Origin of the sequence: Candidatus Anaplasma sp. TIGMIC, assembly GCF_028204095.1 — a bacterium.
Classification (GTDB): Bacteria; Pseudomonadota; Alphaproteobacteria; order Rickettsiales; family Anaplasmataceae; genus Anaplasma.
Genome location: NZ_JAQLOH010000025.1, coordinates 1 through 16,073, shown reverse-complemented (window position 1 = coordinate 16,073; position 16,073 = coordinate 1). Strand labels below are relative to the sequence as shown.

Below are 16,073 nucleotides of genomic sequence, written 5' to 3'. Positions count from 1 at the left end.
ATAATAATGCCGTCAAAGCCAACTTCTTCTTCGGCCTAAACCCTGTGACGTTTACCTCGCCAGTCTCGGATTGGAGCCAGTAGTTTCTGTCAACACTTTTCAAATCCTTTTCCACCAAGTGTCCTTCAACACTCTCCTTCGATCTTTGTCCAGTCCAAAACCCAAACAAGACTATTAGTCACCTTAGTGTTCACAATAGTCCATTCAGATATGTGTCTTAATGTTCTGTGGGCTTTTATATTTTGCCTGTAATGCCTTAACTGCATACCCGCACAGTGGTTTTTCTTTGTCCTTGTTCAAAGCTGCTATCACAAAGGTGCCATGTGCGAATGCTGTCTATCAATCCTGTTAGATGTGTAAAAGGAATAGTTACGGACACCGGCGGGAAAAACATGTGGCTTACCTTCTTGAAGTAGTGTGAAGTTTTGATGACTTGTGACACGTACAGTTTGTGTAAATTTCTGCGCAACACAAACTAGAAGTACTCTACAATGTGGCTATATGCAGCTACATAATGCATACCTAACATCTGCGCTGTGGCCAAAGTTATTGCTGTGGGCGCTGGTCATAGGTAGTAGACCTAAAATGATTGACTGCGAAAATCCGTGCCTTTACATTAAAGGCTGAGTTGTTGGGAGCGGATGATGGATAGGGGAACGATTGGGCAAGTTCTTGTTCGCTACAGGGGCGTTGTGATAGCTGTGGTTTTGCTGTCTCTGTGTGCTTCGGGGATTGCATTTGTGCTTGAGGGCAAGAGAGAGAAGCAGCGCTTGGAAGAGGGAGATGCCATGTATGATGCCCTGCAGGGGGATTATAGGCAAGTGGTACAAAAATTAGGAGATCTTTCAGGTGAAGCGAAAGGAATTATGGCGCGCATGGCGCAATTTAGGTTGGCAGCACATCACGTGAGAGGGGGTGATGTGTCGTCTGCACGTAGTCTATATAAAAATCTTGCTCAGGACATGAGCTTAGGGCGCGAATTTCGTGAACTTGCCGAGTATCTTGGCATAATTCTTGCAGTGGGAGAGGGGGATCTTAGCCAGGAGTTGGAAGACAGGCTTTATAAGCTTATATCCGGTAAGGACTCTGTTTATAGATCGTCTGCTAGAGAGGCACTGGTTTTCATTAAGATTAAAAAGGGACAAGTAGAAGAAGCCGGTAAAATAGCAAAAGAGGCACTTGCGGATCCCTTAACAAATGCCGAAGTGAAAAGGAGTGTGGAGAATTTGTCTAGAGTACACATATACAAATGAGATCTTGTTCTGTGGCCTCTTGAAAATAAAGTCTTGAGTAATTAGATTACGTTGTTGAATTGTATGAGCGCATCGAAGGGGGTGGTGTTGTGTCAGATATTGAGGAGTTAAAGTTTGATGCAGAAGTAGGTAAGGTATTAAGTTTGGTTGTGCATTCTCTGTACACCAACAAAGATATCTTTCTCCGTGAGCTGGTGTCAAACGCGTCTGACGCGTGCGACAAGATCCGTCACGAATTTCTGTCCAACCATGATCTACTTGAGGAAGGCGAAGAGCTGAAGATAGTTATTAGCGTAGATAAGGATAAGAAGCAGCTATCCGTTTTCGACAACGGGGTTGGCATGAATCGTAAGGAGCTCATAGAAAATCTGGGGACTATCGCTAGCTCCGGAACCCAGAGATTTTTGGAAGCTTTAGGTGATGGTAAGACAAAAGGATATGACCTTATAGGTAAGTTTGGCGTAGGTTTCTACTCCGTGTTCATGGTTGCGGATGAGGTTATAGTTGATACATGTAGGGCAGGAGAGAATACAGGGTACAGGTGGAGATCTTCTGGCGATAATGGATTCACCATAGAAAAGTTGGGTGAGGGTGCCGCAAGGGGAACCAGGGTAACATTGACTCTGAAAGAAGAGGAAGCAGGGTTTTTGGATAAGTTCCGCATAGAGCACGTAATCACTACGTATTCTGATCATGTAGGTTATTCGGTGTACTTCTTGGATGAGAAGGGAGAGGAGGATAAGCTCAATAGTGGCGTAGCGATATGGACTAAGCCTAAGGCTGAAGTTACTGAAGACGAGCACAGGGAGTTTTTCCGTTCAGTGGCGCATATAGGCGGTGATCCTTGGATGGTGATTCACAATAAAAACGAGGGCTCCATCGAGTATACAAACTTGCTTTATATACCTTCTATAAAACCTTTTGATCTTTTTCATCCCGATAGGAGATGTTCGGTAAAGTTATACGTGAATAGGGTGTTTATCACGGAAGACAACGTGCAGATAGTACCACAGTACCTTAGGTTTATCAGGGGTGTTATAGACTCTTCAGATCTGCCTTTGAACATCAGTAGGGAGACGCTGCAAAACAACAGGATAGTAGAAAAGATTAAGAGTTCAGTGACTAAGAAGATACTTTCCTCGCTTAAAGAGAGAGCTGAGGGAGATCAGGAAGGTTACAGCAAATTCTGGGCGAATTTTGGCCCTGTGCTCAAAGAGGGCTTGTGTGAGAGCATGGATACGGAATCACGTGAGGGCCTTCTTGCAGTGTGTAGGTTCCACAGTAGCAGCAGTGGGAAGGGGCTCACTAGTATTGGTGAGTATATCTCAAGGATGAAAGCTGGGCAGGAGAGCATTTTTTATCTTACCGGCAATGATCTAGAATCTACTATGAGTAGCCCGCAGATAGAGAAGCTTGTGAGTAGCGGCGTGGAAGTTCTCTTGTTTGTGGATCCTGTGGATGACTTCTGGACTAGTGTGATATCTGAGTATAAGGGTGTGCCTCTTAGATCTGTGACTAGGGTAGGGGAGAAAGATCTAGAGAAGTGCTTAAGTAGTTCTGATGGTGATGGCGAGGAGAAAGCCGAGAGTAAGAGCAAATATGAGACACAGAAGGAACAGATAGACGCTTTCATTTCATATTTGAAGAAGGTCTTAGGGGAGGCCGTTAGTGATGTTAAGGTGTCTAGTAAGCTAACGACTAGCCTGGTCTGCCTTGCGGTGCCTGATAACTCTATGGATATCCGAATGGAGAGATTTCTGCGCGAGCAGAAGCAGTTAAATTATAAGGGTACTCGCATTCTCGAAGTTAACGTTGATCATGATGTGTTTACTAATCTCATGAGGGAATACCAGGAGCGTGGTGAGAGTAAGTTTTTAGAGGACGTGGTTCACCTAATGTTTGACCAGGCCTGCATAATGGAGGGCGAAGAGGTTAGAAGCACAGTCGATTTTGCAGGTCGTATGAACCAGATACTTGGGCGAGCGTTTACGGGTGGCAGCGAGTAACTTTTATAGTGTTGGGACTCGTATTAGCAGTAAGTCATGTCTCATGTGGTGCTGGCCTTGGCATGCCTTAAGGCTCTTTATTCGAAATCCGCTGCGCGCATGTAGTGTGGGCTGGTGTACAGGTTCATTAGTCGTTTTTTGTCCAACGCCTGGTCGTATTCTTTTTTGCCGGGTCCTGTGGTTCTGTGCTTTTACAACACGCGAATTTGCGGGGGTTTGTTGTATCGAGCATGGAAGCTGCTGAAAACAACCTTGTAGACCACGCAGGATTGCTGTTGTAATTGTATATATGTGCTGATGCATTTCGCACACAAAAGCCACTGCTACAACAATGTCACCGCGTGCAGATGCCGCATGTGTGTATATTAGGGCAAATTTTGTGTTTTTATGCAACGAAGCGTACACGTACAGTTGCGCAAAGGACACGAAAATGCCAAAAAACACTTGATGATTAACAGAAAAGAGGTATACTCGTATCGGTAGGCGAGTTCGGGTGGCCCCGCTCTACTAAGATAAAGTGTGTGTGTTACCTAATGGTTATGCATTGACCGTAGAGCAGGGCCCCGATTTGCCGATTAATTTCTTAATCAAGCTGTCCCGCATTGTATATGCAGTGTGATCTCTAGTCAATAGGGATATTCAAATTTTCTGTGCCGGGATTGGATATTTCATTGTAGAAATTTGTACTTGGTAGTGTTTGCATTGGCGCGATGTACGCATTACTTTGTGTTGAATACGGTTAATTTGTCCGTGTTATAAAACGTATTTCTGACGTTTCTGTCATGCGCTGTCTGTTAAGTGAGCGTTAAACAATGTTATACTGTTTTATATCGGAATTCTGTTTTTGTGACGTATGTTTCTGCAGTGCGTGTTTATGTAGTTATTTTGAGTGTGTATAGAGAGCGCTGTTACTGATCTTTCCTGCTAAGTTAAATTGACTGTTCAGATTTCTTCAGTGTTACAGATTACATACAACTAAGTACATGATGTTTTCGTGGAAAAGGCCAGTGCAAGGTGCTTATATGCTTTGTATTCAGATATAAACATTGAAGTTGCTGCATGCGCCTATGTCTGCGTTGGAAGGGAAGGGTACTTTCAACGCATAGATGAGTCTATATCAAGATTTATGGTCAGGACGGTATTTTAAGTGCAGCCGAATGGCTCAGCATTTGTTGGGACGTAGACGCCGCTATGTATTGTTCACTCCATAGGAGACATGGTAAAAGGCCTATTGCATTTTACAGGAATGCTTGAAGAACATATCTGCAGTCTTGCTACGTGTTTGAAGCTAGCTTTTGTTATAATTTGCTTCAATACAGAGGCATTACTCTTGGCCAGCACAGAAATGTGGTAGCAGTTTAAGCTGTGGTCTGGTGCTCATTTTGTAACTCATCTCAAAATCTCTATAACATAGCGTTAAAGTATTTCCTTTTGGCGTTTAGGTTATGACCTATTTTTATCCATAGCGTTTTCGCAGACAAATTCTATTTATTTGTGTGTAGACTGGAAATTGGCAAAACGATTCACACACTCCGGTAGTCGCAACGTAGAAAAACTTTTTTGTTTAAATTCAGGTTCTAGTACAATTTAGCATTTTTGAGGAGCAGTATATCTCAAGCCTAAGAATAGTCTGGGCTTTGGTTCCACGGAAAAACAAGGTTTGAGGCCACTATCACTACGGCTCGGGGGTATCCATACCTATTACGCGTACGTGGAAAAATTTGACCAATACTGCACAGTGGTTACGGCACACACATGCTAAGTGCTACTTCACGAAAAGACAACGCCCCAACGAGTTTTAATTTCCAAATACTTTGTTGAATATAAAGTCAACATGTTTGGTGTAGTACCCAAGGTTTGATAGCGCATCCATGTCTGTCAGGCAGTCTTTTGATAGAGGGTGATTCTTCACGTTATCAACAAAATCCGAGCCCAATTTCCAGCTATCCATTGCGCAGTCTTGCACTATTTTATATGCCTTCTCTCTACTTATTCCGGAGTCTATCAATGCTAGCAAAACGCGCTGTGATAGCATCATGTTCTTCGAGGAATCCAAATTTGCCTGAATTCTGTCTTTGTTTATGCACATATTTCGTAGGAGATGAGCCAATCTTACCAAGGCAAAGTTTAGTGTCACACAAGCATCTGGTGCTATGAACCTCTCTACTGACGAATGTGATATATCCCTCTCGTGCCAAAGAGCCACGTTTTCCATTGCAGGCATAACATAACTTCTAATGACGCGCGCCAAGCCGGTCAAGTTTTCGCCCAAAATAGGATTCTGTTTGTGTGGCATTGCAGAACTGCCTTTCTGTCCAGGTGTGAAAGGTTCGGTTACTTCGAGGACTTCAGTCTGCTGCAGATGGCGCATTTCAGTAGCCACTTTTTCCATGGAAGACGCTATGATGCCTAAAGTGGCAAAGAACACTGCATAGCGGTCTCGCGAGATCACCTGTGACGATATTGTCTCTGGCACCAACCCGAGTGCATTAGCAACGTACTCCTCAACAAACGGGTCCAAATGGGCAAAGTTACCCATGGCTCCTGAAATTTTGCAGATAGATATTTCCTCTTTAGCGTTGAGCAACCTACTGTGGTTTCTAGAGAACTCCGCGTAAAACCGTGCAAGCTTGAGCCCGAACGTAATCGGCTCCGCATGGACGCCGTGGCTTCGGCCTACGCACAACAAATACTTACTCTCTTCAGACCTTTCTTTGAGGACAAGAAGCACGTCCTCTATATTTTTCAGCAGTATGTCGCATGACTGCTTCAGCTGCAGTGACAGACATGTGTCTAAAACGTCTGAGCTAGTCATGCCGTAATGCAGAAATCTAATATCAGTGGATGTCGACTCCGCAATGTAAGATAGAAATGCGATTACATCGTGTTTAACTTCTGCTTCTATCTCAGCAATTCTTTTTGTATTGAATTTGCTATTGTCTAACGCTTGCAACCCATCGAGAATTTGTGGCGGAACCACCCCTAGTTTTACTTGCGCTTCGCAAGCGCTTTTCTCAATCTCAAACCAGATCCTATACTTATTCTCCTCTTCCCAAATGGAGACCATTTCGGGGATACTGTACCTATCAATCACAGAATGACTACATGACTTTACTTAAGTTGATGATGCAATAGATGTGGGTAATTTGCAACAAGCAAAATTGTCTGAACCCGGACCTAGGAGCGAGTTTAGAAGCTTGGATATAGTTCTCACGGGCAGTGAGGCATGGTGAACGTTGAGAAGTGGTTTGAAGTAATGCAGTGGGTATACATAAAACTGCAGCCCGTAAACTTTACGAATATGCACTTATGACATTAGCGACTCTGTTTTTTTGTAGAGCTATTTTTGGATATGTGGTGAGGAAAATACTCCATGGTGCGCCGTGTAACGAAATTTTATTAATTTTCTTGATTCAGTATTCGCGCTAATCTATCATTGTGAGCCCAGTAGTGCTGGTATTGCGGGAGTAGCTCAGTGGTAGAGTACAACCTTGCCAAGGTTGGGGTCGAGGGTTCGAACCCCTTCTCCCGCTCTTTTTTCGTTTTCAATAACTGAGATTTGGTACATATGGCGTTGGTACTTTGTGCTAGGTAGGCACTAGGTGCTCTCCTGTGTTACGTAGTGTTCTTGAGTACAGGCAGCGTTTTTTGCTGCAGATAGATCACTTGGTGTACGAGACGAAAACTTTTTCTTGCAGCTTGTTTGTGCATCGAAATAGTATCTTATAGGTGTTGGGTGCTCTCTGTTCCGATGGCGGCATGACGGGAGTGATATGACACCTATGTTGCAGTCTGTTGTTGCGCCGCGCAGCGGGAATGCGTGCGTGTTGTGGTGCGACGTGTCTCTATAAGTTTTAGCTCTAAAGGGGGTCTTCCGGGGTATTAGTGATAGATTCAGGAGAACATTTACATAGTGCCCATAGGGCCATAAAAGAGGCGATATCTTCGGTAAAAGGCAGCGTTGCGGGTATCTACAAGATGCTGGGTGCAGAAGACCGCGTTCTGTACATAGGTAAGGCGAAAGACTTGAAAAACAGGCTGCGCAGTTATCTGAGCCCTAGTAGGCTGTCAAGCCGCGTGAAGATAATGGTTATGCAGATTGCAAAGCTTGATCTTGTCGTAACGGAAAATGAAACCGAAGCGCTTTTGTTGGAGGCCAAGCTCATTAAGTCTCTGAAACCAAAGTACAACATTATAATGAGGGACGATAAGTTTTACCCCTATGTATCGTTTTCTGAGCACAAATATCCACGCATTTTTCTCCGCAGAGAAAAGCAGAAGGAGATAATCACAGGGAAAAGCTATGGACCGTTTTTGTCAGCAGCCATGACAAAACATATAATATCGGTAATCAAAAAAGCGTTTCTTATAAGATCCTGTAAAGACCACTTTTTTGTCACCAGGGATAGGCCGTGCATAGAATACGAAATGCAAAACTGCTCTGCGCCATGTGTTGGAAAGATATCAGAAGAAGATTACGCAACTTCTGTGCACATGGCGCACAAGGTCCTGATTGGTAAAAGCAAAGATATACAGCGCGAGTTATTTGATGAAATGTGCAGATTTAGTAGCAATCTCGAATATGAAAACGCAATTCTGTACCGTAACAGGTTACAAGCGCTAAAGTCAATGCAAGAGTGTATGGCATTCCAGATGTGTATGCGTGAGGAGGCAGATTTTGTCGCTGTTTACAGTCGTCAGGATCTACATTGTGTGCAGATAGTGTCATTTAGGAATGGGGTAAACTGCGGTAGCCCCGCGTACTTTGTAGAGAGTTCGGTTCATGATAGCGCTGCAGACGTGGTGAGCATGTTTGTGTTACAAATGCATGAGGAGTTTCGTGGTGTTGTGTATGTAGACCTTGGGCCGGGAAACGATCTAAAAATACTCAGCACGGCGTTGCAAAAAATTACCTCTCGTAAGGTTGAGGTGCGATCTCCTAAATCTAGGGAAGAGATAATTGCCATGGGTATGGCGCGTAATTATGCAATGGAGGCTCTAAATCATAGAGCACACAATGCGGAGTTGCTGCTAGAGTTGGGAGAGCTTGCATCATTTTTTGGCCTAAATAAAGTGCCGCGGAGGGTAGAGGTGTATGACAATAGTCATATTTCGGGAGCACACCCATACGGGGTGATGATAGTATGTGGGGAGCAGGGATTACTGAAGCAGGAGTACAGAAAGTTCCGCATCAAGACTGTTGATAACGGTGACGACTATTCCATGATGAATGAGGTAATGTCCAGAAGGTTCAGCGAGATTACCACAGAAATACCTGATTTTGTACTTATAGATGGAGGGCGCGGGCATATAACTGCTGTGCGAGAGAAGCTCACCAATATGGGAATAACATTTGCGTGCATAGCAAAGGGTAATAATCGCATACCTGGAACAGAAGTATTTTACTTATCTAATGGTAAAAAATTATATCTAGATCCCCATAGCAGGCTTATGCGCTTTCTATGTAGGTTACGAGATGAAGCTCATAGATTTGCAATAACTGCCCACAGAAGGAGTAGAGACAGAGATGTACGTTCCTCAGAGTGTATAAGTGGTACCTCTGGTGTTGGAAAGACCAAACTAAAGGCGTTATTAGCTTATTTCGGCTCTGCACAAACTGTAAGAGGTGCTAGGACTGAGGAGATTAGCAAGGTACCGGGTATAGGTCCAAAGCTTGCTGAGCGTATAGTAAAGAACATGAGAGACTTAGGGAATTAACGGGCTACAGGGTGGCGCGCGTACTGCTCTACACTTTTATCTCAGCGTCCTTCAATAACCACACCACCCCGCATGCAGGAGGCAAAACCCGTAACAGTGAACTAAACCCTAGGCATCACCACAAACAACACAGGACTACACACTATGTGCGAATGCGAAAATTCCCCCTCTGCTGCTGTCCCACTAAGTGACAAAGTCTACGTGTCACCTACTACTGTTGCCAATGAGAAGCATGCTGTGCATATCTCCCAGCGGGTATCAACGCCTCTGAATCTACAGACGTCAAGTGCTGCGCTGGTGGTTGATCACTACCTGTGATTCCGCCACTTAATACGCCACGCAGCACCACATCTCCCACGCTGCTGAACAACGCTCCAGTATTAGGATTGCAAAACGCAGGTTCCATATCTATGCTGCTTGGTATGCCAGCACTTCTACTACGATGCGTGCCGACACTTGCAGCAAAGAGCTGCTGCGATGAGCGTGTTATGGCAGTGGAAGGGCTACTGCCGCCTGCAGACTCGTGACGCATCCTTTTCTTCCTTCCGTCTTTACGACGCGGAGCTGATGTTTCAGAAGAACGATGCGCATTAGAACTTCTATGCGTAGATCCTGATACCATTTCGGTACCGAGTACGGAAGAACCATCTGCTCTAGCTGCTGCACCGCTCACTGTTGCACGCACTTCCGCCGGGTGAGATAAAGTACTCACAGAGAAGTGACGCGCTGGCGCAAGGGCGTTTGCAGAGCTGCCAGTATGGGCTGCATTCATCCTACTGTGTGCAGGCGAAACAGAACTGACACGGGTACCTTGGCCAGAATGGGTACGTACTGGTGAGCGATAAGCATCCACCTCAGTAGCGGATTGGTGTACAGGAGAGGCAGCAGTAGAAGAACTTTTGCGCTGCGACCCGCGTTCCAACTCACGACAAACAGGAGAGATCTGAGCAAACTCCCTACCCATAGCGCTGCCCATGCGATGTGGGGTTGAACCACGTGCACATTCCTCTTCATCAATTGATGAGGAGAACAAAGGCTGAGATACATACTGCAGTTCCTCACCCCTGATTCCAGGGTCACATTTCTCCTTTTTGCCCCATGGAATTGTTTGACGCAAAGTTTTCAGACTCCGCTGCTGAGCTTGCTGCGCCCTAGCATCATCCCCTTCAATGCGACGAATCTGCTCTGCAATGAACGGAGTGAGTACTGAGGAGCTGTCTGCAGGAGTAATATCCAACTCATCAACTTCTTGCTGTTCTTCGGGCCCAATATATATTTTACTGTGGTGCGGTGATCCGCTTGTTGAACGCACTGATGCCCTACCCACAGAGTTTTGGCTGTCACCACGTTTCATGTAGATGTGCCCCAGATCCCTGAGTACTTTTCCTATGTTACCGAGAGGATTACCACTCAGATCAGCAATGCTACCTTGAATCTCTTTAGACTGCAGTAATGCATTAATACCATCTAAATCCACTTCCTTGAGATCTTGGCTTTGAGATTTACGTAAGGAAAGTGTTGACCCCGCTTTAGACCGCATTTTTGTATCATACTCTAGTATATCCTGGACTGCTTCACCAAAGCTTCTATAATCCCTGCTTTCATAGTCGAATCGTGTATCGTCCGCTTCCAGTTTGCGGATACGAGCGCGTGGTGTTGATACGATAGTACCTGCACCAGATGTCGCACCTCTTCTGGACGAGCCTGTGCGCGACACTGCACTAGATCTTCCTAGATCTACACTAGAAAAGACCGTAGCAGATCCTTCGGAGCGATGTAGCGATGACATGCTGCCAGGCCCCCGACTAAGGCCTGCGCCGCGGCTACTCACCAGCAATCCACTGGCAACAGCGAAGTCAGCATCAGTCTTTCCAGAGCTCACTACCGTAAACGCACTTCCGTGATGCGAAACGTTTTTCATGCTAGGAGACAGCGGTGTAGGTCTTGAGGAGCCGATAGATAACGCAGTTTCACTGCGCGGCACACCTCTCTCTTCATCTTGCTCGTCGCCTTCTCTCATTCCCCCGAAGTCATCCACGATCAAGTCCATGCCCAGGTCTTTTACTATATCTTTTCCACAGTGCCGTTCCAGTATTTTTTCCAGTACACCGCACGCACTGCCAGGCAATCTCTCCATGGAGGTAATGGCAGCAAGCTTTGCTATGGTATCTCCGTTATGGAGGGTCGTATAAATGAAGTTTTCCAACGCAGCAAGCTTTGCTCCAGTCTTATTCATTGCAGCTACGCTTGCGCCACACACCATATCCGGGATCACGCTCACCAACGCGTCGCTTGCAAGCACCAAAGTAGTGTAAAACTGTGAGCCTGCAGCAGCATCGATCAAGATGAGCATCGGGGGTGCAGTAATAGCCTTAACGCCATCGTACCAGAACATCTTCTCGAAGTGATACGAGTAAGGCAATCTGCCCTTAGTCTTGCGACCCAGGTATACAGGTGCAAACATTGCTGCAATCCTAGCGCATTTTACTATGAAAACATATCCGGTTATCACTGATATCCAAGGTTCAGGTACCTTGCTCCCCCCATTCACCATATGAAGGTTTGTTAGCACGTGTCCCAGATACTCAAAGGGTACGGATATAAGTGCAGCAGCGACGCATTTCCAACTATCGAGCTCAATACGCACATTCCTTGAGCTTGAAGCAGCAGACGCTGCTGTGTTGAAGTATGCAGCGGTCTTGTAGGGTTGCTCAATGAGCGATAGGGGTAAGTACAGCCTAATCAATGACCAACCAAGAACTGCAGAGAAAAGCTTGTTTGAGAAGTGAGGAGTCAGCGTAAGGAAAGTATTAAGCGCCAACTTTATCAAAACGACACCGGAGAGAAGCGACATCTTGGGCGGTGCCACAAACGTTCCTTCCCTCCCTCTACTCGCTGTCCTACCTGTTAACCACTTCGATACGTATTCACTAAACCCTATAAGCGGCAGGGACAGGTACATTACCACAAGCATAGACAGTGATGCGGGCGCAGCACTCATGTTGGAAAGCTTCATTGAGTCACCCGTCGCAGAAGCTATACTTTGCCACGTTGCAACCTTCTCTGCTGATTCACAGGTAAACTCTTCACCAAATGCTTTCGGTAAGATCATCTTTATTCCGTCAGCGATTGCTCTTTGTACGGAAGGAAGTACCGTAGTATTAAGGTTGCCATTAAGGGCGGAAGACGCTATGTAGGCAGACCCACGAAGTTTATCAGCTAACGTACCCGAGCCGTCTGTGCCATTGAGTAGTCTTCTCGCTAGTGTCATAACCTCGCTGCCCGCAAGAGCCATCAATGCGTTCTTAACACCTTCGGCTACCACTGATGTTACGTTATAGGCCAACTCAGTATATGTGACTGCCTGCGCACTATCAGCAATCCCAGCTGTAGCATTGAGTATGCTGCAGTAAACAGCGCTTGAGGCAGGTCTAGCCCACTGATCAATGATGGAGCTTATCATGGAGCTGGCATAGAAAGCGATAGACATGCTACCAATAGGCATCAGCAGCGCAGTACACGTTCTAAGCAGCAGAGAAAGGCCCTTATTTTCCTTTTTGAAGGATTCTGAAACTTCAGTGGATATCTCATTCACATAAGCTCCCAACAGCAGCACGCCATACATGCTAACCATAGACCACTTTTCCCTTTCTAAGACCTCTTCCAGAGTCCTAGTATCGGCATGTTTTACTAAATCACGAATTATCAGTTTATCTGGCCCTTTCAGGTGCTTTGCGGCGTCCTGAACCACAACGCTGCACAAGGGATGTTCTAGGCGCGATGCTACTGCAATGTACCCTGCGGCAATAAGACGCATAAGCACCCAGTTCACAGAAAGAATCCTATAGCTACCAGGTGACCAAAATATCTCGAGAGCTTGGCGCAAATGTTCTGGTGCTATGAATTTTTCGTAGTATCTACCGTCGGTGTCCAGGTAGTCTTCAACGTAGCTAGCGAACGTATCCAGTCCCCAGTCCTTGCTGGTGAGAATCCCGCGACGTATTTGTTTTTTTGCATATAGCAGCATGTCCGTGAACATAGGAGCACGGTGCTCGTAGTGTTTTATTACCTCCTCGTCCGAAAGTGCCATAACGTTCATAAACGAAGAGGACACATCTGTGGTCCCGAACTCATCGGTAACATCTATCAGTAAGTCCTCGGTGACAAGCAATGATAGGTTGTGCGCGTTCAGCGGTTTAGCCCCCGTGCTAAGGTACCGCGCCGCATTAAGGAGTACCCTCTTTAAGCCCGTAGGTGGCTTATGTCTAAGCATTACTTTCTTAACTAGCGCTACAATCCTCTCTTCAGTAGCGTTCAAGAACCTTTTTGCCATATCTCAAGAACCTATAGATGTACCTAAAAACAGAACGACATGAACTTCGGACGGGGCCAAGCCCCCCCCCCTCGCGCGCATTTCGTATGACGAGGTGCTATGCTGACAAGGTACCGATCGACGCGCGCGACAAATGCGCGCTATGATGGCAAAATACACGAGAAACAGCGGCGGTACACGGACAACAGACAATAGCGCCGAGCTGATTAGCAACTGTGAATCTCCAGTACGAGAGCCACACACACCTGTACGATGGTATCAAGCAGCATTGTCAATTGTCAAGGAAGAGTGCAAAATTGCAACTGAGTGCACGCCGTCATATGAACTATAGTTGCGACGTTTGTAACACAAGCGTAGCCCTGATCAGCGAATTGTACGGTAACAACAACGCGCTGTATACATACTCTAGCGGTGCATGATTAGTAAGCCGATGCATAAAGTGACAATGTGTTCAAGTGGCGTTCAGAATACAGCGCTGTGATAAGGGGGGGGGGAGATATTTGCTAGTTGTGAAGTGTAATCTACCGGGGAAAATTCTTTGTACTGCGTAGGAGTATTCATGAGAGGTGTAATGACGTATTCAAACGATGTCCTGTACTGAACCTGTGGTGCTTTCTATGCGAATGATTACTAGGTGTTTTAGGGTCTTGAGTGTAAACCGAAACGCATCCTACGGATAAATCCTAGAATTGGGTCTACGATTTTGTTACAGCAAACCCTCTCAAACCTACGCTACATTAGCAATGGCAGGTTTAGCATGCAAACTCCAGCCTAGACCTTGTGGTACAGCAATTATCACCACACGCATTTTACCGTACTCAGAGCATTTCGCCAAAATCGACTTTCAGGATGTCATTGCCGGATTTCAGTACCATGGCTCCATCCATATCTATGTCTGAAAACACACCCTCGTGTTTTGAACCGGACCTCGTGGTGATACACACATTAGAACCCATTTTGTAAGCCTTTTTTAGCCATAAGTTCCGCAGTGCCGAGAAACCTGATGCAGAAAAAACATCAAGAAGCTTTGCGAAATTTTCCAACACTAAGTTCAACAACTCCATAGTAGGCAATTCTAAGTTAGGTATATGATACTTCATAGATGTTGCATTTTCCGGATGGCAGCTTACGTTGATCCCGACACCACATACAATCCATGGAACCATATCTCCATGTGCTTTGGTCTGCAGTAGTACGCCAGATATCTTTTTGCCATTTACTAAGACATCATTCGGCCACTTGTACCTCAGTTCCCATGCATTGCTGCCTTTCGCGTTATCGCAAAAAATCTGCTCCAGCGTTATACCAACGGACAGTGCAGATGCAAATGTCAATGCGTGGGTCTGCAAGTGTTCTCTCAGTAGAACACTGAAGTACAAATTGCCTCTAGGGCTATCCCAGCTCCTGCCTAGCCTACCGATACCGGCAGTCTGTTCTTGTGCCACCACTACGGTACCACCCGGAGCACCTCGCTCTGCTAATTCTATTGCTTCCAGATTTGTACTTTCCGTTGTTTCGAGAGCGTGTATAGTGAACGGCCTCATCTAACGGCTCCTCCCGTAGTTATTTTTCTGACCGTAGCTGAAATTTGAAACTGCATACGTTCTAGGTTTTCCATAACTTTTTTCTGTACCTGAGTGTAATGGTACCATATTACTGCTTTTGTAAAAAGCACGGCATACAAATATAGTCTGAAACTAAAAATCCTCAAGTGCCTACTATCGCACCTATCACGCATGGTTAGTTTGTAGTTCTAAGATGTCTGCTACATAAGTGGAATTAGCGTGTGACTCGCCAAAAGTGTCTGTCCTGCGCACAAAACTGTGAGAAAGTATTTCCAGAATGCATACACATACGTTCCGAAGTGTGATGCTTCGGTTAACATGTAAAAAAATGGCCGCAAAAATGATTTTCACTGTTAATGCAGCAGGATGGCAGATTTTTGTGCAAAGTAAGGGTCGTCCTGTTTTTCCCAAGAAACAACAGAGCTGGCAGCACCCATGGCGTGCGAGTAATGTAAGGCGCAATCGTGGCTATTATCTCATACGTGGCAGCAAATTTAAATCTCATCGATCTTTGATAGGTTGCGCTAGTAAAGCTGTGTATCGGAAAGACATAATAGCGTGACAATGTGCTATGCACACGACATCTCCAGCGCTTGTATCCTATAGCATGCCGTATTGTAGACGAGTCGAAAGTTCTGAGTCCGGATACCCTACGGTAGTGCACTTTCGATGCTGCGACATCTGGAGCTTCTTAAACATTGTTGCAGAATTATAGAGAACGCGAAAAAAGTGTGCGCACTTCGTGGTGAATAAGCAGAGACAAAAATGCTCTGCGAAAAGTAGTATCCATTGTTCCTTGCCGATAGATTTTTGCAAAGACAAAATTTTTAGGGATTATCCCTGAAAACAGAAAATCACATATCATGAAGATGGTAAATAGAATTCAGTGCCACGGTTATGTGAAATATCGACCGCTATGTTTATAGCGTACTATCTGTGTTTTACAAATAATCTGCTACAAAACTAATTTGCATTCTCAGTTCCTGTAACTGTGGAGTGGTTACGACACAGCATGATGTGAGAACACGCGCTTGTGCGGCTCAATTATGTTGGCGTTAGTTGCAGCAAGTTCTGCACAGAGACCCGTGAAGGCGGCCTAATAAAGGTACGAAATGCGGAGAATTGAGTAGTATTCGGCCTCGGATTTTCAAGTTAGTATGTTTTGCGTAAAAACGTACTGCGGAATCCGCTATATTAA

7 protein-coding genes and 1 tRNA gene are annotated in these 16,073 nt (G+C 45.4%); 5 read left to right on the top strand and 3 right to left on the bottom strand.

Annotated elements, in window-relative coordinates:
• Positions 1 to 644 precede the first annotated feature (644 nt).
• The 3 genes from PGW94_RS03370 (at position 645) to PGW94_RS03360 (ending at position 4,406) form a co-directional block, all read left to right on the top strand.
• Positions 645 to 1,253: a hypothetical protein gene (locus tag PGW94_RS03370; RefSeq protein ID WP_271758647.1), complete on the top strand. Its 609-nt coding sequence runs from the start codon at positions 645 to 647 to the stop codon at positions 1,251 to 1,253.
• An 89-nt stretch (positions 1,254 to 1,342) separates the two neighbouring features.
• The gene (gene htpG / locus PGW94_RS03365; RefSeq protein WP_271758646.1) at positions 1,343 to 3,259 is read left to right on the top strand and encodes a molecular chaperone HtpG; all 1,917 of its coding nucleotides are present in this window, start codon (positions 1,343 to 1,345) and stop codon (positions 3,257 to 3,259) included.
• A gap of 994 nt (positions 3,260 to 4,253) precedes the next feature.
• Entirely contained in the window at positions 4,254 to 4,406 is a 153-nt protein-coding gene (locus tag PGW94_RS03360; protein ID WP_271758644.1) for a hypothetical protein, read from the top strand.
• A 651-nt stretch (positions 4,407 to 5,057) separates the two neighbouring features.
• Here PGW94_RS03360 and purB read toward each other — a convergent pair.
• Entirely contained in the window at positions 5,058 to 6,353 is a 1,296-nt protein-coding gene (gene purB / locus PGW94_RS03355; protein WP_271758642.1) for an adenylosuccinate lyase, read from the bottom strand.
• A gap of 367 nt (positions 6,354 to 6,720) precedes the next feature.
• Here purB and PGW94_RS03350 point away from each other — a divergent pair.
• Both PGW94_RS03350 and uvrC read left to right on the top strand, forming a co-directional pair.
• A tRNA-Gly gene (locus tag PGW94_RS03350) sits at positions 6,721 to 6,792 on the top strand.
• 352 nt (positions 6,793 to 7,144) lie between these two features.
• A complete protein-coding gene (gene uvrC / locus PGW94_RS03345) occupies positions 7,145 to 8,977 on the top strand; it encodes an excinuclease ABC subunit UvrC (protein ID WP_271758640.1) in 1,833 nt (610 codons plus the stop codon).
• Between the two features lie 211 nt (positions 8,978 to 9,188).
• On the opposite strand, the gene PGW94_RS03340 is transcribed toward uvrC, so the two are convergent.
• The gene (locus tag PGW94_RS03340) at positions 9,189 to 13,310 is read right to left on the bottom strand and encodes a hypothetical protein (protein WP_271758638.1); all 4,122 of its coding nucleotides are present in this window, start codon (positions 13,308 to 13,310) and stop codon (positions 9,189 to 9,191) included.
• Between the two features lie 818 nt (positions 13,311 to 14,128).
• Positions 14,129 to 14,854, bottom strand: coding sequence for a biotin--[acetyl-CoA-carboxylase] ligase (locus PGW94_RS03335; protein WP_271758637.1), 726 nt, complete (start codon positions 14,852 to 14,854; stop codon positions 14,129 to 14,131).
• Positions 14,855 to 16,073: the final 1,219 nt, after the last annotated feature.